Origin of the sequence: Calidifontimicrobium sp. SYSU G02091 (assembly GCF_022631395.1) — a bacterium.
GTDB lineage: Bacteria > Pseudomonadota > Gammaproteobacteria > Burkholderiales > Burkholderiaceae_C > Calidifontimicrobium > Calidifontimicrobium sediminis.
The window spans coordinates 15369-33569 of the sequence record NZ_JALBGB010000005.1 but is presented as its reverse complement, the minus strand read 5'-3'; the positions used below and the strand labels follow the sequence as shown (position 1 = coordinate 33569).

General features: G+C 73.4%; 17 protein-coding genes. 7 read left to right on the top strand and 10 right to left on the bottom strand.

Annotation, left to right across the window (positions count from 1 at the left end):
- Positions 1 to 8: 8 nt before the first annotated feature.
- Positions 9 to 1103 (bottom strand): iron-sulfur cluster carrier protein ApbC, encoded by a 1095-nt coding sequence (gene apbC, locus MOJ79_RS04895; protein WP_119287965.1) that lies wholly within the window; start codon positions 1101 to 1103, stop codon positions 9 to 11.
- A gap of 160 nt (positions 1104 to 1263) precedes the next feature.
- On the opposite strand from apbC, the gene metG reads away from it, so the two are divergent.
- A complete protein-coding gene (metG, locus tag MOJ79_RS04890; RefSeq protein ID WP_241923112.1) occupies positions 1264 to 3306 on the top strand; it encodes a methionine--tRNA ligase in 2043 nt (680 codons plus the stop codon).
- Between the two features lie 144 nt (positions 3307 to 3450).
- Positions 3451 to 5142: a SulP family inorganic anion transporter gene (locus MOJ79_RS04885; protein WP_241923111.1), complete on the top strand. Its 1692-nt coding sequence runs from the start codon at positions 3451 to 3453 to the stop codon at positions 5140 to 5142.
- Between the two features lie 9 nt (positions 5143 to 5151).
- Here MOJ79_RS04885 and MOJ79_RS04880 read toward each other — a convergent pair whose 3' ends face one another.
- Together MOJ79_RS04880 and MOJ79_RS04875 are read right to left on the bottom strand one after the other, a co-directional pair.
- On the bottom strand, positions 5152 to 6657 hold the full coding sequence (locus MOJ79_RS04880; protein ID WP_241923110.1) for a CYTH and CHAD domain-containing protein: 1506 nt from the start codon (positions 6655 to 6657) through the stop codon (positions 5152 to 5154).
- A gap of 7 nt (positions 6658 to 6664) precedes the next feature.
- Positions 6665 to 7171, bottom strand: coding sequence for an outer membrane protein assembly factor BamE (locus tag MOJ79_RS04875; RefSeq protein WP_241923109.1), 507 nt, complete (start codon positions 7169 to 7171; stop codon positions 6665 to 6667).
- A 48-nt stretch (positions 7172 to 7219) separates the two neighbouring features.
- Here MOJ79_RS04875 and MOJ79_RS04870 point away from each other — a divergent pair, with 48 nt between their 5' ends.
- Together MOJ79_RS04870 and MOJ79_RS04865 are read left to right on the top strand one after the other, a co-directional pair.
- On the top strand, positions 7220 to 7423 hold the full coding sequence (locus MOJ79_RS04870) for a DUF3460 family protein (RefSeq protein WP_119287954.1): 204 nt from the start codon (positions 7220 to 7222) through the stop codon (positions 7421 to 7423).
- The gene (locus tag MOJ79_RS04865) at positions 7420 to 8277 is read left to right on the top strand and encodes a segregation and condensation protein A (RefSeq protein ID WP_241923108.1); all 858 of its coding nucleotides are present in this window, start codon (positions 7420 to 7422) and stop codon (positions 8275 to 8277) included. The genes MOJ79_RS04870 and MOJ79_RS04865 overlap by 4 nt, the downstream gene beginning before the upstream one ends.
- A gap of 99 nt (positions 8278 to 8376) precedes the next feature.
- Here the strand turns inward: MOJ79_RS04865 and MOJ79_RS04860 are convergent, their stop codons facing one another.
- The 5 genes from MOJ79_RS04860 to MOJ79_RS04840 form a co-directional block, all read right to left on the bottom strand.
- Positions 8377 to 10230 carry an ATP-binding response regulator gene (locus tag MOJ79_RS04860; protein ID WP_241923107.1) on the bottom strand — a complete coding sequence of 618 codons (1854 nt, stop codon included), beginning with the start codon at positions 10228 to 10230 and terminating at the stop codon, positions 8377 to 8379.
- A 21-nt stretch (positions 10231 to 10251) separates the two neighbouring features.
- On the bottom strand, positions 10252 to 10992 hold the full coding sequence (locus MOJ79_RS04855) for a response regulator (RefSeq protein WP_241923106.1): 741 nt from the start codon (positions 10990 to 10992) through the stop codon (positions 10252 to 10254).
- Between the two features lie 119 nt (positions 10993 to 11111).
- Positions 11112 to 11564: a MaoC family dehydratase gene (locus tag MOJ79_RS04850; protein WP_241923105.1), complete on the bottom strand. Its 453-nt coding sequence runs from the start codon at positions 11562 to 11564 to the stop codon at positions 11112 to 11114.
- Positions 11561 to 12178 (bottom strand): ParA family protein, encoded by a 618-nt coding sequence (locus MOJ79_RS04845; protein ID WP_119287946.1) that lies wholly within the window; start codon positions 12176 to 12178, stop codon positions 11561 to 11563. Before MOJ79_RS04845 ends, MOJ79_RS04850 begins: the two co-directional genes overlap by 4 nt.
- Before the next feature lie 221 nt (positions 12179 to 12399).
- A complete protein-coding gene (locus tag MOJ79_RS04840) occupies positions 12400 to 13143 on the bottom strand; it encodes a sulfite exporter TauE/SafE family protein (protein WP_241923104.1) in 744 nt (247 codons plus the stop codon).
- A 122-nt stretch (positions 13144 to 13265) separates the two neighbouring features.
- Between MOJ79_RS04840 and MOJ79_RS04835 the strand changes: the two genes are divergently transcribed.
- From MOJ79_RS04835 to MOJ79_RS04825, 3 genes are all read left to right on the top strand, one after another.
- Positions 13266 to 14123, top strand: coding sequence for a dioxygenase family protein (locus MOJ79_RS04835; protein WP_241923103.1), 858 nt, complete (start codon positions 13266 to 13268; stop codon positions 14121 to 14123).
- Positions 14124 to 14189: 66 nt separating this feature from the next.
- On the top strand, positions 14190 to 14669 hold the full coding sequence (locus tag MOJ79_RS04830; RefSeq protein ID WP_119287940.1) for a DUF3717 domain-containing protein: 480 nt from the start codon (positions 14190 to 14192) through the stop codon (positions 14667 to 14669).
- Positions 14666 to 16066: an MATE family efflux transporter gene (locus MOJ79_RS04825; RefSeq protein ID WP_241923102.1), complete on the top strand. Its 1401-nt coding sequence runs from the start codon at positions 14666 to 14668 to the stop codon at positions 16064 to 16066. Before MOJ79_RS04830 ends, MOJ79_RS04825 begins: the two co-directional genes overlap by 4 nt.
- 16 nt (positions 16067 to 16082) lie before the next feature.
- Here MOJ79_RS04825 and MOJ79_RS04820 read toward each other — a convergent pair whose 3' ends face one another.
- Together MOJ79_RS04820 and MOJ79_RS04815 are read right to left on the bottom strand one after the other, a co-directional pair.
- On the bottom strand, positions 16083 to 17444 hold the full coding sequence (locus tag MOJ79_RS04820) for a sensor histidine kinase (protein ID WP_241923101.1): 1362 nt from the start codon (positions 17442 to 17444) through the stop codon (positions 16083 to 16085).
- A gap of 10 nt (positions 17445 to 17454) precedes the next feature.
- Positions 17455 to 18156, bottom strand: a complete 702-nt coding sequence (locus MOJ79_RS04815; protein WP_241923100.1) for a response regulator transcription factor — start codon at positions 18154 to 18156, stop codon at positions 17455 to 17457.
- Between the last annotated feature and the right edge of the window lie 45 nt (positions 18157 to 18201).

Genomic DNA, 18201 nt, shown 5'->3' with positions numbered 1-18201 from the left:
GGCGCGCTTCAGGTGGTCTTCGAGATCGTGATCGTCGGGAACTTCGCGCTGAAGTCCTTGGCCTTCTGCGCGATCTTGACCGCCACCTGGCGCGCGACCGCCTTGTAGATCGCGGCGATCTCGCCGTCGGGGTCGCTGACCACCGTCGGGCGGCCGCTGTCGGCCTGCTCGCGGATGCTCATGTTCAGCGGCAGCGCGCCGAGGTAGTCGACGCCGTACTGCGCGGCCATCTTCTTGCCGCCCTCGGCGCCGAAGATGTGCTCGACGTGGCCGCAGTTCGGGCAGCAGTACACCGCCATGTTCTCGACGATGCCCAGGATCGGCACGCCGACCTTCTCGAACATCTTGAGCCCCTTCTTCGCGTCGAGCAGCGCGATGTCCTGCGGCGTCGTGACGATGACGGCGCCGGTCAGCGGCACGCGCTGCGACAGCGTGAGCTGGATGTCGCCGGTGCCCGGCGGCATGTCGACGATCAGGTAGTCGAGCTCGCGCCAGTTGGTCTGCCGCAGCAGCTGCTCGAGCGCCTGCGTGGCCATCGGCCCGCGCCAGATCATCGGGTTGTCGGCATCCACCAGGAAGCCGATCGACATCACCTGCACGCCGTAGTTCTCGAGCGGCTCCATCGTCTGGCCGTCGACCGACTCGGGGCGGCCCTCGATGCCCATCATCATCGGCTGGCTCGGGCCGTAGATGTCGGCGTCGAGGATGCCCACGCTCGCGCCCTCGGCGGCGAGCGCGAGCGCGAGGTTGACCGCCGTCGTGCTCTTGCCGACACCGCCCTTGCCCGACGCGACGGCGACGACGTTCTTGACCTTGGGCAGCAGCTGCACGCCGCGCTGCACCGCGTGCGCGACGATCTTCGTCGTCAGGTTGACGCTGACGTTGGCCACGCCGGGCACCTCGCGCGCGGCGGCGATCAGCGCGCGGCGCAGCGCCGGGATCTGGCTCTTGGCCGGGTAGCCGAGCTCGACGTCGAACGACACGTCGCCACCCTCGACCCGCAGGTTCTTCAGCTGCCGCGTCGAGACGAAGTCGCGCCCGGTGTTCGGGTCGACGACGCTCTTCAGGGCCTCGAGCAGGGACGGTTCGGTCGGTGCGGTCATGGCGGTGGCAGGCGATCCGGAAGGCCGTGCAGTCTACCGGCGCACGGACGTCACTTTGTCCGCAGGGGCAGGCCCGGCGGCACGCCCCGGCTCGGTACTTACCCGGGTAGCGGGGCGGTGGCTCCTAGAATGTCACGTTCCGCTGCCGCCGCGAGCGCCCATGCCCCGCCGACTGTTCGTCACCACCGCGCTGCCGTACGCCAACGGCGCCTTCCACATCGGCCACATCATGGAGTACATCCAGGCCGACATCTGGGTGCGTTTCCAGCGCATGCGCGGGCACGAGGTGCACTTCGTCTGCGCCGACGACGCGCACGGCGCGCCGATCATGATCGCCGCCGAGAAGGCGGGCAAGACGCCGCAGCAGTTCGTCGCCGAGATCGCCGCCGGGCGCAAGGCCTACCTCGACGGCTTCCACATCGCGTTCGACAACTGGCACTCGACCGACGGCCCCGAGAACCACGCGCTCGCGCAGGACATCTACCGCGCGCTGCGCCGCGAGGGACTGATCGCGATCCGGCCGGTCGAGCAGTTCTTCGACCCCGTCAAGGGCATGTTCCTGCCCGACCGCTACATCAAGGGCGAGTGCCCGAAGTGCGGCGCGAAGGACCAGTACGGCGACGCCTGCGAGGTCTGCGGCGCCGTCTACGGCCCCACCGAACTGAAGAACCCGTACTCGGCGCTGTCGGGCGCGGCGCCGGTGCTCAGGACGAGCGAGCACCACTTCTTCCAGCTCAGCTCGCCGCGCTGCATCGAGTTCCTGCAGGAGTGGACGCAGACGCCCGGGCGGCTTCAGCCCGAGGTGCTGAACAAGATCCGCGAATGGTTCGCGCCCGACGAGCACGGCCGTGTCACACTCGCCGACTGGGACATCAGCCGCGACGCGCCGTACTTCGGCATCGAGATCCCCGACGCGCCGGGCAAGTACTTCTACGTCTGGCTCGACGCGCCGGTGGGCTACCTCGCGTCGCTGAAGAACTGGTTCGACAAGAACGGCTGGGACTTCGACGCCTACATGGCCGACCCGCAGGTCGAGCAGATCCACTTCATCGGCAAGGACATCACGTACTTCCACACGCTGTTCTGGCCGGCGATGCTGCATTTCAGCGGCCGCAAGACGCCGACCCACGTCTTCGTGCACGGCTTCATCACCGTCAGCGGCGAGAAGATGAGCAAGAGCCGCGGCACCGGCATCAGCCCGCTGAAGTACCTCGAGCTCGGCATGGACCCGGAGTGGCTGCGCTACTACATCGCGGCCAAGCTCAACGGCCGCGTCGAGGACGTCGACTTCAATCCCGACGACTTCGTCGCGCGCGTCAACGCCGACCTCGTCGGCAAGTACGTCAACATCGCCAGCCGCGCGGCGGGCTTCATCGCCAAGCGCTTCGGCGGCGCGCTGTCGGCCGACACCGGTGTCGAGGGCCGCGTGCTGCTCGACGGGCTGCGCGCGCACCGCGACGCGATCGAGCAGCTGTACGAGGAGCGCGAGTACGGCAAGGCGCTGCGCGAGGTGATGGCGCTGGCCGACCGCGTCAACGAGTACGTCGACCAGCACAAGCCGTGGGAGCTCGCGAAGCAGCCCGGCGCCGACGCCGTGCTGCACGACGTGTGCACGGTGTGCATCGAGGCCTTCCGCATTCTCACGATCTACCTCAAGCCGGTGCTGCCGGCGCTCGCCGCCAAGGTCGAGGCCTTCCTGAACGTGCCGCCGCTCGCATTCGCCGACGCGCAGCGCGCCCTCGGCGCGCACCGCATCGGCGCCTACCAGCACCTGATGCAGCGCGTCGACCCGAAGCGGCTCGACGCGCTGTTCGAGCCCCCGGCGCCGCCGGCGGTGTTGCCCGGCGGCGAGGCGGTGGCACCCGAGATCGGCATCGACGACTTCGCCAAGGTCGACCTGCGCATCGCCAGGATCGTCGCCGCCGAGCGCGTCGAGGGCAGCGACAAGCTGCTGCGCCTGACGCTGGACGCCGGCGAGGGGCGCACGCGCAACGTCTTCAGCGGCATCGCGAGCGCCTACCGGCCCGAGGAGCTGGCCGGCAAGCTCACGGTGCTGGTGGCCAACCTCGCGCCGCGCAAGATGAAGTTCGGCGTCAGCGAGGGGATGGTGCTGGCCGCGAGCCACGCCGACGGCAAGGCGCACCCCGGCCTGTTCATCCTCGAACCCCACCCCGGCGCGCAGCCGGGCATGCGGGTGCGCTGATGGCGCCGGCGCGTGCGCGGCACGCGGCGTGCGCACGTGCGCCGCGCACGCTGTCGCGCCGCCGGCGCTTCATCGCGCAATGCCATCACTGCGGACCTCCGGGCGGGCCCAGTCCTGCCCGCCGCGTTCATTCCCGGAGGTTCCATGCTGCCGTTTCCCGTCCACCCGTTCCGTCCCCGTCTCGTCGACGCACTGCGCGGCTATACGCGCGCGCAGTTCGCCGCTGACGCCGGTGCCGGCGTCACCGTCGGCATTGTCGCGCTGCCACTGGCGATGGCGTTCGCCATCGCGTCGGGCCTCAAGCCCGAGCAGGGCATCTTCACGGCGATCATCGCCGGCTTCCTGATCTCGGCACTCGGCGGCTCGAACGTGCAGATCGGCGGGCCGGCCGGCGCGTTCATCGTCATCGTCTATGGCATCGTCGAGCGCTACGGTCTGGCCAACCTGCTGATCTCGACGATGCTCGCCGGCGTGCTGCTGTTCGCACTGGGCTTCCTGCGGCTGGGGGCGCTGGTGCGCTACATCCCGATCAGCATCGTGATCGGCTTCACCAACGGCATCGCGGTGCTGATCGCGCTGTCGCAGGTCAAGGACCTGCTCGGCCTGCGCATCGACAAGCTGCCGGCCGACTTCTTCTCGCAGATCGCCGTGCTCGCGACGCACGTGCACACGCTCAACCCGACGGCGCTGGCGATCGGGGTCGCGTGCCTGGCGCTCGTCGTCGTGTGGCCGAAGTCGTACGCGATGCCCGCCACGCCGGCGACGCGCCTGGACAGGCTGCGCCGGCACGCGGCGCAGGTGCCTGGCACCGTGATCGCGCTGGCCGGTGCGACCGCCGTCGTCGCCACGTTCGGCCTCGACGTCGAGACGATCGGCTCGCGCTTCGGCGGCATCCCGCAGGCGCTGCCGTCGTTCGAACTGCCGTCGTTCAGCTGGACCAGCGCGAAGCAGCTCGTGATCCCGACGGTGACGATCGCGCTGCTCGGCGCGATCGAGTCGCTGCTGTGCGCGCGCGTGGCCGACAACATGGCCGACATCCCGCGCCACGACCCCAACCAGGAACTGATGGCCCAGGGCGTGGCCAACGTCGTGACGCCGCTGTTCGGCGGCATGCCGGCCACCGGCACGATCGCGCGCACGTCGACCAACGTGCGCTCGGGCGCGCGCACTCCGGTGGCGGGGATCGTCCACGCGGCCACGCTGCTGGCGATCGTGCTCGTGGCCGCGCCGCTGGCGGTGCACGTGCCGCTGGCGGCGCTGGCCGGGATCCTGCTGTTCGTCGCGTGGAACATGGGCGAGTGGCACGAGTTCGCGCGGCTCAAGCGCTTTGCGCTGACGTACCGCACGACGCTGGTGGGCACGTTCCTGCTGACCGTGATCTTCGACCTCACCGTCGCCGTCGAGGTCGGGCTGATCCTGTCGTGCGTGTTCTTCATCTGGCGCATGAGCCAGCTGTTCCGCGCCGAGCCGCTCGACGACGAGGCGCTGCGCCGCACCACCGGCGAGGCCGCGCCGCCGGGCGTGCACGTGATGGGGCTGTACGGCTCGCTGTTCTTCGGTGCCGTGGGCAAGGTCGAGGCGATCGTCGAGGCGCTGCCGGCGGGCACGCGCGTGCTCGTGCTCGAGTGCCAGCGGCTGGTGCAGCTCGACACCACCGGACTCGACGCGCTGACGCAGTTGCTGCGCGCGCTGCGCAAGCGCGGCGTCGCGCTGCGGCTGGCCGCCGTCAACGAGCAGCCGCGCTCGCTGATGCACCGCTCGGGTTTCGACGCGCTGCTCGACGAGGGTGCGGTCGCGCCGACGCTGGCCGAGGCGCTGCAGCGCGCGCGCGCCTAGGCGCTCTGCCTAACGGCGGCCGCGCCAGAACGGCTCGGCGTCGGCCAGCCGCTGCAGCGCGCGCGTGCACTGCGCAAGGCACTGCGCGCGCCGCGCCGCGAGCCAGCCGAGCGCGAACCACGCGCGCGGGTCGCTGGCGACGAGCTCGCGAAACGCCGCCTCGGCGACGAGCACGTCGTTGTACTCGCCCAGCGCCTCCTGCGCCGGGCGCAGCCGCTTCAGGTAGCGCGCGACCGCCTTGGCCGGGTACAGCGCGGCGACGAACTCGACGGCGTAGCGCAGCCGCTTGACGCGCTTGCGCACGCGGTGCTGGGCATCCTCGGGCAGCGTCGCGAACGCCGCGGCGTCGGCCACCGCGCGCCGGTGCGCGCGCTTCAGGCGCTGGCGCACCCAGCGCCGCAGCGCGTCGGCGTCGTCGGGCGGCGGCAGCGCCCAGCTCGGTTCGGCGCCCGGCACCGCCGCCGGTTCGCCGCCGTGCGCGAAGCCGATCAGTGCGAGCAGCAGCAGGTTCCACGCCGGCTCGCGCAGCGCCTGGCACGGGTCTTCGGCGGCGGCCACCGGCGGCAGCGCGACGAGCGGGGCGCCGGCGGCGGCCAGCGCCGGCAGCAGCGTCGCGGCGAGCGCGTCGCGGTCGCGCGCCGCACCCAGCCGCGCGAACACCGCCGCGAGCGCCGGCTCCCACGCGGGATCGACCTCGGCCGCCGCGTCGCCGAACTCGCGCAGCGCGGTGCGCAGCCGCCGCAGACCGACGCGCAGCTGGTGCACGTGCTCGGCGTCGTGGCGGCCGGCAGCGACGACACTCGCGTTGGGCAGGATCTGGTCGAGGCAGGAGCGCACCATCGCGCGCAGCGCCTCGGCCGGCGTGTCGCTGGCGCGCAGCGCCGGTGCCGTCGCGTGCACCGCGGGCGACGCGCGCTCGCCGCGCGCGAGCAGGTCGCCGCGCTCGGCCTTCGTGCGCACGTCGAGCCACAGCCCGTGGCGCTCGATCCAGCGTGCAGCCAGCGCGAACAGCGCCGCCGGCGCGCCGCTGACCAGCTCCAGTTCGAGCTCGGCAACCGGTTCACGCCGTTCGCCGGCCACCAGGACCCCGTCGTCGTACGCGAGTTCGACCACGGCACCGCCGTGGCGCACGCGCCGGTGCGTGCGCCGCACGTCGGTGGCGAACAGCGGCTGCAGCGCCGCCGGGTCGACGCCAGCGGCGCGCAGCGCGTCGGCGGCAGCGGTGCCGTCGTGGCGCGCGACGTCGAGCACCGGCTCGCCGCGCATGCGCGGCAGCACGGCGTTGTGCTCGGGGCGCGCCATCACGCCGTCGCCGCGCGCCTTCAGCGTCTGCACCCAGTGGCCGTCCTCACGCCGCAGCCGCAGCGCGATGCCGGCGGCGGCGAGCCGCCGGTCGGGCGTGTCGAAGTAGCGGGCCTGCAGCCGGGTGGTGCGCGCGCTCGCGGTGGCCACCGCGCGGCGCACCGCGTCGCGCTGCGCGGGCGGCACCTGCAACTTGAGTTCGACCTCGACCATCGCGGCGCTACAGCCCCACTTGCTCGCGCCGCGGGTCGAGGCCGCTGCCGCTGGCGATCACGCGCCCGTCGGCGTCGAAGGTCACGCTGAAGAACAGCGGCGTCGCCGCGTCGCCGTGGCGCCAGTCCCAGACCTCCTCGCGCTTGAGGTCGTAGAACGTCGTGCGCGCCGGGCGGCCGAGCAGGCGGCGCACCCCGGCCTTGTCGAGCCCGGGCACGACGCGCGCGAACGTCGCCGGTGCGAGCGCCTGGCGGATCTCGCGCACGAGGCCGTCGGCGCCGACGGTGACGAACCAGTTCTCGTGGCCTTCGGGCTGGCGCGGGTACTCGAACTCGCGCGCACCTTCGGGCGCGTCGTAGATGGCGGCGGGCTCGCCGAGTGCACGGCGCACTTCGGCCTCGGTCGACACGCCGACCTGCAGCCGCGCGAGCGGCGACGCATCGCAGCCGACCAGCGTCGACAGCGCGACCGCCACGCTGCCCAGCGCGGCCCACGCCGTCGTCAGCTTGCGCATGCCACCCCCTCGGTAGAATCCCGGCCCGTTGCCGATTCTGCCCGCACGATGCCCTTCTTCCGCAAGCCGTACAAGTCCGACGTCACGCAGTTCATCGAGGAGCTGAAGGCCCGCAAGCCCAGCCTCGAGGCCGAGCAGCGCGCCGGGCGCGCGCTGCTGTGGGACCGTGCCCTCGATCGCGAGGCGCTGCAGGAGTGGCGCGAGGCCCGCGTCCCGCAGCAGCCGTACGTGTACCAGACGAAGGCGAAATGACGGTGACGGCGGCCGCCACCGTGGCCGATCCGGTGGCGGCACCGGACGCGGACGTCGTGCCCGACGTCGTCGACGGCGTGGCCGTCGCGCGCCTGTACGGCGAGCCGCTGTTCACGCTGCCGCAGGACCTGTACATCCCGCCCGACGCGCTCGAGGTCTTCCTCGAGGCATTCGAGGGGCCGCTGGACCTGCTGCTGTACCTGATCCGGCGGCAGAACTTCAACATCCTCGACATCCCGCTGGCCGACGTCACGCGCCAGTACCTCGCCTACGTCGAGCAGATCCGCAGCCGCAACCTCGAGCTCGCCAGCGAGTACCTGCTGATGGCGGCGATGCTCATCGAGATCAAGAGCCGCATGCTGCTGCCGCCGAAGAAGCGCGACGACGGCAGCGAGCCCGAGGATCCGCGTGCCGAACTCGTGCGCCGCCTGCTCGAGTACGAGCAGATCAAGCTCGCCGCCGCGCGGCTCGAGCAGCTGCCGGTGCTCGGGCGCGACTTCCTGCGCGCGCAGGTGGTCATCGAGCAGAGCCTGCAGCCGCGGCTGCCGGACGTCTCGCCCGACGAGCTGCGCGCCGCATGGCTCGACGTGCTGCGGCGCGCGAAGCTGAACCAGCACCACAAGATCACGCGCGAGCAGCTGTCGGTGCGCGAGCACATGAGCCTGGTGCTGAAGAAGCTGCAGGGGCGCCGCTTCGTCGAGTTCGACGAGTTGTTCGACACGACGCGCGGCGTGCCCGTCGTGGTGGTGACCTTCATCGCGCTGCTCGAACTCGCGCGCGAACGGCTGATCGACGTCACGCAGGCCGAGGCCTTCGCGCCGATCTACGTGCGGCTGGCGTACCAGCCAGCGTGACAAGAGGACCATCCCCTACCGCCGTTGGCCGCCCCCGAGGAGGCGCAGCGGCCGCCGGACCGGGAGCGATTCGGCTTCGTAGAGCCAACGGTGCGCCGGTCAGCCCCCCGCGCTGCCGCGCACGCCAAGCTTGAACGCGATCATCGCGCGCAGCTTGTTGGGCAGCACCGGCTTGATCAGCAGGTGGAAGTCGTGCGTCGTCGCCTCGTCCTCGTGGCCGCCGAGGCTGCTGCCGGTGATCACGATCGCCGGCAGCGGCGCGCCGGCGAAGCGTGCGCGCAGCAGCGCGAGCGCCTCCAGACCCGTGGTGCCGCCCGGCAGGCGGTAGTCGACGAGCAGCACGTCGGGGCGCTCGGCAGCGGGGCCCGCGCACCACGCGCGCACCGCGTCGACGGTGTCGAACGCGACGACGCGCGCGCCCCAGGCCTGCAGCAGCACGACGAGCCCGTCGCGCACCGCCGCCTCGTCCTCGACGACGACGAACAGCCGTCCGTCGAGCGTGAGCCCGATCGGCGTCGCGGCCCTGGGCATCTGCGCGTCGAGCGCACGCGGCGCGCGCCCTTCGGGCACTTCGAGCGTGAACACGGTGCCGTGGCCCGGGCGCGAGCGCACCGACAGCGGCGTGCCCATCAGCGCCGCGAGCCGCTTGACGATCGCCAGCCCGAGCCCGAGGCCCTTGCGGTGGTGCGGCTCGAGCGGGCGGTGGCTGTTGACCTGGTAGAACTCGTCGAAGATGCGCGGCAGGCTGGCCGGCGCGATGCCGATGCCGCTGTCCCAGACCTGCAGCAGCAGCTTGCCACCGCGGCGGCGCGCGCTGACCAGCACGCCGCCGTCCTCGGTGTAGCGGATCGCGTTGCTGACCAGGTTGCGCAGCACGCGCTCGAGCAGCACCGGGTCGGCGTGCGCGACGTGCTGCTCGCCGCGGAAGTGCAGCGCCAGCCCCTTCTCGAACGCCGCCGGCTCGAAGTGCAGCCGCAGCCGCGCGAACAGCTCGCGCAGGCGCACCGGCTGCGGGTTGACGTCGACGCCGCCGGTGTCGATGCGCGTGATGTCGAGCAGCTCGCCGAACAAGCCCTCGAGGGCGTCGACGCTCTCGTTGATGCTGTTGACGAGCTTGGCCACCTCCGGGTCGTGCGCGCGCTGGCGCAGCGCCTCGGCGAACAGCCCCATCGCGTGCAGCGGCTGGCGCAGGTCGTGGCTGGCGGCAGCGAAGAACTGCGTCTTCGCGCGGCTCGCGGCCTCGGCCTCGCGGCGCGCCGCCTCGGCCTGCGCCTTCTCGACCTGCAGCTGCGCGGCGAGCTGCTCGCTGTGGCGGCGCAGCTCGATCGCGTCGGCCAGCGCGCCGCGGTAGGTGCGCGCCATCAGCAGCGTCGCGGCGAACAGCAGCAGCATCAGTCCGGCGAGCTCGAGGTGGTTCGGCGTCGCGGTGTCGAGCGCGACACGCACGATGCCGGGGACGAAGACGACGCCGACGAAGACGAGGAACAGCCGCCGCTGCGTGCCCACCACCTGCACCGCGCCGAACGTGTAGGTGACGACCATCAGGATCAGCGCCGTCTTCTGGAACACGCCGCCCTCGCCCCAGAACACCCACGACGCGACGCCCCACATCGCGCCCTGCGCGACCGACAGCCAGGCCAGCGGCGTGCGCTGCGCGACGATCGTCTCGTCGGACATGTTGGCGCGGCGGCCGTACCACAGCCAGTGCGCCAGACGCAGCAGCCACAGCACGACGACCGGCACGAACCAGACGACGAGCCGCCAGCGCTCGGCCACCGGCGCGAAGATCAGCCCGACGAGCAGCATGCCCACCAGGTTGCCGAACAGCGCCACCGGCGACTGGCGCAGGTGTGCGCGCACGGCCTCGGCGGCGATCGCGCTCGCCGACGTCGGTGACGCCGCCGGCGCACCGGTCGGCGACGCGGGCACCTCGGTCGAGACGACGGCGCTCATCGCGGCGCGCGGCGGCAGGTGTCAGCGCCCCCGCCAGCCGCCGAGGCCGCCGTCGCGCGTCATCTGGCCGACCGCGATGACGGCCTGCGTGCGCGAGCTCACGCCGAGCGCGCGCAGCACCGCGGCGACGTGGTCCTTGACCGTCTCGACCGACAGATTCAGCTCGCGCGCGATGATCTTGTTCGGCTTGCCCTGCAGCAGCTTGGCCAGCACCTCGGTCTGGCGCGGCGTCAGGCCGATCTGGTCGAGCGAGCGCATCGTCTGGTAGCCGGCGGCAGCGGCGTGGCCGCCGATCGGCACGTCCAGCGGCGTGGCCACGCGCATCACGTCGGGCACCGTGTCGCCGCCCTTCGGTGGCGGCGGCTCGCTGCCGAGGTGGATCGGCGGCACATAGATGCCGCCCGACATCACGAGCCGCAGCGCGTCGAACAGCGTCTCGTTCGACGCGCGCTTGGGCACGAAGCCCATCGCGCCGAGGTCGATCGCGCGGATCACGTCGCTCGCGCGGTCCGACGCCGAGATCACGACCACCGGCAGCGCCGGATGCTTCTGCCGCATCTCGGCGAGCACGTCGAAGCCGTCGGCGTCGCCGAGCGCGAGGTCGAGCAGCACGAGGTCGAAGTCCTTCGCGTCGGCGAGCTCGCGGCGCGCGTCGGCCGCGCTGGCGGCGCTGACGACGGTGACGTCGTCGCCGAGGCCGCGCATGACGGTCTGCAGCGCCGTCAGGATCAGCGGATGGTCGTCGACCAGCAGCACTTTCATCGGCGGCGCTCCCCGGTGTCCCGCGCAGGACGGTGGCGGATCGTAGCCCAGCCCCTGTTCGTGCCACACCCCCGACGGAGGGACGGGTGGCCGCGCCGCGGGGACGCCGCCAGCGACGATCAGGTGTACCGGCGCGTGACCGACTCGGCCACGCACACCGGCTTGTCGTGACCGTCGCGCTCGACGGTGACCTCGGTCGTCACTTGCGCGCCGCCGTCGATCGGCTCGAACGCGAGCAGCCGGAAGCGCCCGCGCAGCCGGCTGCCCGCCGGCACCGGCGCCGGGAAGCGCACGCGGTTGAGGCCGTAGTTGACGACGATGCGCTCGTCGCCGACCGCGAACGCCGTCGCCGCCAGCTCGGCGATCAGCGACAGCGTCAGAAAACCGTGCGCCACCGTCGTGCCGAACGGACCGGCGGCGGCGCGCTGCGGGTCGGTGTGGATCCAGTGGTGGTCGCCGGTGGCGTCTGCGAACAGGTCGATGCGCGCCTGGTCGACGGTCACCCAGTCGCTCAGGCCGATCTCGTCGCCGACGCGCGTGCGCAGGTCGGCCAGGTGCGGGTAGTGCCTCATCGCCCGATCCACTCCAGCAGGGGTTGCCACTGCGCCAGGTCGCGCTCGACGCGGCTGGGCGCGACGTCCCACAGCGTCAGACCGCGCGCGGCCAGCTGCACGTAGTTCTGCGTGTCGCGCAGGAATCCCAGGACCGGCAGCCCGAGCGTCTCGAGGTAGCGGTGCAGCTGCTCGTTGCTCAGCGTGCCTTCGCGCACGCGCATGCCGACGACGCCGAACGCGATGCGCTCGGCGCGCTTGTGCGCGCGCAGTGCGGCGACGAAGGCGTGGGTGGCGTTGATGTCGAACAGGCTCGGCTGCAGCGGGATCACGACCTTGTCGGCGACCTTCATGACCTCGTCCAGGCGCTTGCCGTGCAGGCCAGCCGGCGTGTCGAGCACCGCGTGCGTCGTGCCCTTGGGCGGGCGCAGCGCGTCGCCGCCGCTGGTGTCCCAGCCGCGGATCGGCGGCAGCTGCGGCGGGCGCAATGCGAGCCAGCCGCGCGCCGACTGCTGGCGGTCGACGTCGCCGAGCATCACGGCGTGGCCCTGGCGCGCCAGCGCGCCGGCGATGTGGGTCGCCAGCGTGCTCTTGCCGACCCCGCCCTTGGGGTTGGCGACGACGATCACCGGCATGCGCTGTCCTCCCCGCCCGTCATGCACGCGATCGTAACGGCCACCAGGGCCACCCCCGCAGCGGGCAAACCCATGCGCCGGCGTCTCGGTGGCCCACGCTTCGGACCGGCACCACCGACCGGCGAATCACGCCGCTTCTAGCGACCGCTGCGGATCCGGCTTCGCCGGTCCGCTGGCGGCGCCCCCTCGAGGGGGAGCGCCGAAGGCGCTTCGGGGGAGGCTCATTTCAACCCGTCCCACAGCAGCTTGACACCCGTCAGCGCCATGCCGCCGTAGGCGATGCGGTAGAACCAGGTCGAGTCGATGCGCCGCAGCGCCCACACGCCCAGCCACACGCCCACCGGCGCCAGCGGCAGCAGCACGAGCGACGTCGTCATGTTGCGCAGGTCGATCAGGCCCAGCCACGCGTACGGGATCCACTTCGACAGGTTGATCGCGGCGAAGAACACCGCCATCGTCGCGCTGAACACGACCGGGTTCAGCCGCAGCGGCAGCACGTAGGCCGAGATCGGCGGGCTGCCAGCGTGCGCGACGAAGCTCGTGAACCCCGACGCCGTCGCCGCCAGCCAGCCGACCCAGCGCGGCGGCCGCGGGCGGTCGGCGCGCGGCGGGAAGACGAGCCGCTGCACGAGGAACAGCAGCGTCAGCGCACCGACGATGGCCGCCACCGTCTTGGCCGGCAGCAGCCCGAAGACGACGGTGCCGACGACGGTGCCCAGCAGCCCCGCGGGCAGCAGGTGCGCGATCAGCGCGCGGTCGCGCTCGCGCCACAGCTGCTGCAGGCCGGTAGCGTCCATCGCGAGCAGCAGCGGCAGCATGATCGCCGCGGCCTGCGGCACCGGCACCGCGAGCGCCATCAGCGGCGTGGCCAGCGCGCCGAAACCGCCGAGGAATCCGCTCTTGCCCAGCCCCATCAGCAGCACCGCCGGCACGGCGACGGCGTAGAACCAAGGGTCGGTGATCATCGGGCGCGGGCTTCGCTGCGGCGGTCGGGGCGCGCATTGTCGTCGCGCGCGTGCACCGGCGCTGAACGCGGCGTGCGAAGCCGTCCAACCCGCGCCGGCGCCGCCGGTGCTTCAATGGCGTCATGGACCAGCCCCTGCCCCCGCTGTTCGTCTCGCACGGCTCGCCGATGACGGCGCTCGACCCCGGCGCGGCCGGCGCGTTCTGGCAGCGGCTCGGTCAGGCCATCGACGCCACGTTCGGCCGCCCGCGCGCGGTCGTCGCGCTGTCGGCGCACTCGCTGACGCGCGAGCCGGTGCTGCTGGCCGCCGCGCGCCACCCCACGGTGCACGACTTCGGCGGCTTCCCCGACGCGCTGTACCGACTGCGCTACGACGCCCCCGGCGCGCCGGCGCTCGCGCCGCGCGTGCAGGCGCTGCTGGACGGCGCGGGAATCCGGGCCCACGCGGTCGACGACGGTGGCCTGGACCACGGCATCTGGGTGCCGCTGCGCTTCATGTATCCCGACGCCGACGTCGCGGTGCTGCCGCTGGCGTGGGTGCCGAGCGACCCGCCTGCCGCGCAGTTCGCGCTCGGGCAGGCGCTGGCGCCGCTGGCCGCCGAGGGCGTGCTCGTGCTCGGCACCGGCAGCATCACGCACAATCTGCGCCTGCTGGCGAGCTTCACCGGCCGCGGGCCGGTCGACCAGCCCGAGCGCGCCGAGAGCGCGGCGTTTCGCGACTGGTTCGCGCAGCGCAGCGCCGCGCGCGACTGGGACGCGCTGTTCGACTACCGCCGCCAGGCGCCGCACGCCGCGCTGATGCACCCGAGCGACGAGCACCTGCTGCCGTGGTTCGGCGCCGCGGGCGCCGGCGGGCGCGAGCACGCGCCGCAGCGGCTGCACGCCAGCGTGACCTACGGCGCGCTGGGCATGGACGTGTACGCGTTCGGCGCGCAGGCGCCGGCGCTCGCGCGCGCGCTGGAAGCACCCGCGCTCGCCTGAGCCGGGCCTGGCCGGCACGCCGGAGGCACCGGCGCTATCCTTGCGCCCCCTCGCGAGCAGCGCCCCATGGCCGGCATCCACATCACCGACATCGAGCGCGCCATCAACTGGTGGCGCGAGCGCTCGCCAAGCGTCGACGGCATCACCGCGTGCGCCGAGGTGCGCGCGCTGGCCGAGGTCTACGCGCTGATGGTGTACTACCGCGAGAGCGAGTGCGACGAGGACACGATGCCCGCGGCGGCCAAGGCCGCCTGGCTCGCGTGGTACGCGACGACGCCCGACGCGCCGTGCATCGCGATCTGCTCGACCAGCCAGGGCGACGACGTCTGCAAGGGCTGCGGGCGCACGTTCGACGAGGTGCAGCACTGGACCGTCTACACGCCGGCCGAGAAGCGCGCCGTGTGGCGGCGCATCACGCTCGAGGCCAGCGCGTGGCGCTTCAACCGCTATGCCGAGCGAGCGCGCGTGGCCGACGGCGCCGACCATCCCGACGCCGCCGCACTCGACGCGGCCGTGGCCGAGCAGGCGCGCCGGAGCCGGCGTTGACGGCCGTCGCCGCCGGCGGCCGCGGGCTGGCCGCGAGCGCGCGGCGCCTGCTGCCGCTCGCGTGGCCGGTGTTCGTCGGCCAGCTCGCGGTGCTCGCGTTCTCGACCGTCGACACCGTGCTCGTCGCGCGCTTCGCGGCCGCGCAGGGCGCACCGGTCGAGCTCGCGGCGCTCGCGGTCGGCGCGGCGGCATACATCACGGTGTTCATCGGGCTGATGGGCATCGTGCTCGGCATCGGGCCGATCACCGGGCAGCTGTACGGTGCACGGCGGCTGGCCGAAGCCGGCGAGCAGCTGCACCAGGCGGTGTGGGTCGCGCTCGCCGCGTCGGTGCTCGGCGGCGCGGTACTCGCGTTCCCGCAGCCGTTCCTCGCGCTCGCGCAGGCGCCGCCCGAGGTCGCCGCGCGCGTGCACGGCTACACGCTCGCGCTGGCCGCCGCGCTGCCGGCGGCGCTGCTGTTCGCCGCGTACCGCGCCTTCCACATCGCGATCTCGCGTCCGAAGGCGGTGATGGCGCTGCAGCTCGGCGGCCTGGCGCTGAAGGTGCCGCTGTCGGCGGCGCTCGTCTTCGGCGCCGGGCCGCTGCCGGCGCTCGGCGTCGTCGGCTGCGGCCTCGCGACCGCGATCGCGATGTGGGCGCAGGTGGCCGTCGCGTTCGTCGTGCTGCGGCGCGACCGCACGTACGCCCCGTTCGCGCTGTGGGGCCGCGGGCTGCACCCGCCCAGCCGCGCGGCGATCGGTGCGCTGCTGCGCCTGGGCGTGCCGATCGGGCTCGCGACGCTGGTCGAAGTCACCGGATTCGCGTTCATGGCGCTGTTCATCTCGCGGCTGGGCACGACGCCGGTGGCCGGGCACCAGATCGCGGCCAACCTGATGGCGCTGCTGTTCATGATGCCGCTGGCGATCGCCAACGCGAGCAGCACGCTGGTCGCGCAGCGCATCGGCGCCGGCGACCTCGCCGACGCGCGCCGCCTCGGCTGGCACGGGCTGCAGATCGGCGTCGCGCTCGCGGCGCTGCTCGGCAGCGCGGTGTTCGCCGCGCGCGAGGGCATCGTCGGCATCTACACCAGCGACGTGGCCGTCGCCGCGGCGGCGCTGCCGCTGCTCGCGTGGGCCGCGCTGTTCCACGTCGCCGACGCGGCGCAGGTCGTCGCGGCGTTCGTGCTGCGCGCGTGGCGCATCGCCGCGCTGCCGCTGGCGTTCTACGTGACGGCGATCTGGGGCGTCGGCCTCGGCGGCGGCTGGGCGCTGGTGTTCGCGTGGCCGCAGCTCGCGCCGGCCGCGCTGCGCGGCGCGAGCGGCTACTGGGCGTCGGCGACGCTCGGGCTCGCGCTGGCGGCGCTGGCGCTCGGCGCGCTGCTGGCGGCGGTGCTGCGCCGCCAGCGCGCGGCGCGCTGAACGCTGCCGCAACCGTTCAGGTGCCGGTGGGCAGGCTCAGCACGAAGGTGCTGCCGCCTCCCGCGCGTGGCTCGCAGCGCACGCTGCCGCCGTGTGCCTGCGCGATCTGCCGCACCAGGCTCAGCCCCAGGCCGACGCCGCCTTCGCGCTCGGCGTGGCCGGGCAGGCGGAAGAACGGCTCGAAGATGCGCTCGCGGTAGGCCTCGGGCACGCCGGGGCCGCGGTCGCTGACGGCGACCTCGACGGTGTCGCCGCGCACGTGCCAGGTCACGGTCGCATCGCCGCCGCCGTAGCGGCGCGCGTTCTCGAGCAGGTTGCGCAGCGCGCGGCGCAGCAGCCGCTCGTCCCCGCGCACGGTGCACGCCGGCACGCCGTCGCCGACGTCGGCGCCGGTGCGTGCGGCCTCCTCGAGCACGAGCGCACGCAGCTCCACCGGCTCGCGCGCGACGTCGAGCGAGCGCGCGTCGAGGCGGCTGGCCAGCAGCACCTCCTCGACGAGCGCGTCGAGCTCGGCGATGTCGGTGTCGATCTCGCGCTTGAGGTGCTCGCGGCGCTCGCCGTCGGCGCCGTCGAGCATCGCCAGCGCCATCTTCAGCCGCGCCAGCGGCGAGCGCAGCTCGTGGCTCGCGTTGGCCAGCAGCGACTGGTTCGCGCGCACCAGCGCCTCGATGCGCTCGGCTGCGCGGTTGAAGCTGGCCGCCACCGCGGCGACTTCGTCGCGCCCCGAGTCGTCGACGCGCTGGCCGAGCGCGCCGGCGCCGAACTGCTCGACGCCGTGCTTGAGCGCCTCGAGCCGGCGCGTGAGACGGCGCACGACCGGATAGGCACCCGCGGCAACGGCGACGAACAGCAGCGCGAGCACGAGCAGCACGCCGGTGCCCTGCGCCCACGGCGGCGGCGCGAACCACGGCGCGCGCGCGCTGCGCGGCGGCGGCGCGCCGTCGGCCGGGCCGCCGCGCTCGGCCCACTCGGGACGCGGCGCCCGCGCGCGGCGCAGCAGCCACAGCGTGCGTCCGTCGTCGAGGCGCACCGCAATGCGACGCGGCGGCGGGCGATCGGCCTCATGGTCGGCCTCACGCTCGGCGAACAGCGGCGAGGTGGCGATGCGCCGCCCCTGTGCGTCGTCGAGCGCGAGCGGCAGGCGCAGCCGCTCGGCCCACTCGAGCAGCGCGCGCGCCTGCTCGGCCGCCGGCGCGTCGGCGCCGGGCAGCGAGCGCTGGATCAGGTCACCCCAGGCCGCGGCGCGCTCCGAGGCGATCGACTCGAAGCGCACGCGCTCGCGCTCGATCTGGCGCTGGAACATCCAGCCCGAGCCGAGCGCGAACAGCGCCAGCACCGCGACGACGGTGAGCCACACGCGCAGGTACAGCGACTTCACGCGCGCGCTCTCACTCGTCCTGCCGGCGCGCGAAGAGATACCCGCTGCCGCGCACCGTCAGCACGCGCCGCGGACGCTTGGGGTCGTCCTCGATCGCGGCGCGGATGCGCGAGACGTGCACGTCGATCGAGCGGTCGAACGCGTCGGCCGGGTGGCCCTTGAGCGCGTCCATGATCTGGTCGCGCGTGAGCACGCGCCCGGCGCTGCGCGCGAGCACGACGAGCAGGTCGAACTGGTGCGCGGTCAGCTCGCAGTCGCGTCCGTCCAGGCGCGCGCGGCGCTGGTCGAGGTCGATCTCGAGCCGGCCGAAGCGCAGCACCTCGGCTGCGGGTTCGGGGCTCGCGCGCCGCAGCAGCGCCTTGACGCGCGCGAGCAGCTCGCGCGGCTCGAACGGCTTGGGCAGGTAGTCGTCGGCGCCGATCTCGAGGCCGACGATGCGGTCCATCGGCTCGCCGCGCGCGGTGAGCATCAGCAGCGGCAGCCGGCGCGTCGCCGGATCGGCGCGCAGCTCGCGCGTGAGATCGAGCCCGTCGCCGTCGGGCAGCATCAGGTCGAGGACGAGCGCGTCGTAGCCGCCGTGGCGCAGGCGCTCGCGCCCGGCGGCCAGCGTGCCGGCGGTGTCGACGGCATAGCCGGCCGCGCGCAGGTAGTCGCCGACCATCGCCGCCAGCCGGGCGTCGTCGTCGATCAGCAGCAGTCGCGCGGCGCTCATCGCAGCAGCAGGCAGGGCAGCGGCGCAGCATACCCGCGCCGCTGC

Excerpts from the sequence above, each read along its gene's own strand:
- MOJ79_RS04860 (WP_241923107.1), bottom strand. The coding sequence starts at position 10,230 with ATGAGCGCCGTCGTCTCGACCGAGGTGCCCGCGTCGCCGACCGGTGCG.
- MOJ79_RS04850 (WP_241923105.1), bottom strand. The coding sequence starts at position 11,564 with ATGAGGCACTACCCGCACCTGGCCGACCTGCGCACGCGCGTCGGCGAC.
- MOJ79_RS04855 (WP_241923106.1), bottom strand. The coding sequence starts at position 10,992 with ATGAAAGTGCTGCTGGTCGACGACCATCCGCTGATCCTGACGGCGCTG.
- MOJ79_RS04840 (WP_241923104.1), bottom strand. The coding sequence starts at position 13,143 with ATGATCACCGACCCTTGGTTCTACGCCGTCGCCGTGCCGGCGGTGCTG.
- metG (WP_241923112.1), top strand. The coding sequence starts at position 1,264 with ATGCCCCGCCGACTGTTCGTCACCACCGCGCTGCCGTACGCCAACGGC.
- MOJ79_RS04845 (WP_119287946.1), bottom strand. The coding sequence starts at position 12,178 with ATGCCGGTGATCGTCGTCGCCAACCCCAAGGGCGGGGTCGGCAAGAGC.
- apbC (WP_119287965.1), bottom strand. The coding sequence starts at position 1,103 with ATGACCGCACCGACCGAACCGTCCCTGCTCGAGGCCCTGAAGAGCGTC.
- MOJ79_RS04835 (WP_241923103.1), top strand. The coding sequence starts at position 13,266 with ATGGACCAGCCCCTGCCCCCGCTGTTCGTCTCGCACGGCTCGCCGATG.
- MOJ79_RS04865 (WP_241923108.1), top strand. The coding sequence starts at position 7,420 with ATGACGGTGACGGCGGCCGCCACCGTGGCCGATCCGGTGGCGGCACCG.
- MOJ79_RS04880 (WP_241923110.1), bottom strand. The coding sequence starts at position 6,657 with ATGGTCGAGGTCGAACTCAAGTTGCAGGTGCCGCCCGCGCAGCGCGAC.
- MOJ79_RS04885 (WP_241923111.1), top strand. The coding sequence starts at position 3,451 with ATGCTGCCGTTTCCCGTCCACCCGTTCCGTCCCCGTCTCGTCGACGCA.
- MOJ79_RS04815 (WP_241923100.1), bottom strand. The coding sequence starts at position 18,156 with ATGAGCGCCGCGCGACTGCTGCTGATCGACGACGACGCCCGGCTGGCG.
- MOJ79_RS04875 (WP_241923109.1), bottom strand. The coding sequence starts at position 7,171 with ATGCGCAAGCTGACGACGGCGTGGGCCGCGCTGGGCAGCGTGGCGGTC.
- MOJ79_RS04830 (WP_119287940.1), top strand. The coding sequence starts at position 14,190 with ATGGCCGGCATCCACATCACCGACATCGAGCGCGCCATCAACTGGTGG.
- MOJ79_RS04870 (WP_119287954.1), top strand. The coding sequence starts at position 7,220 with ATGCCCTTCTTCCGCAAGCCGTACAAGTCCGACGTCACGCAGTTCATC.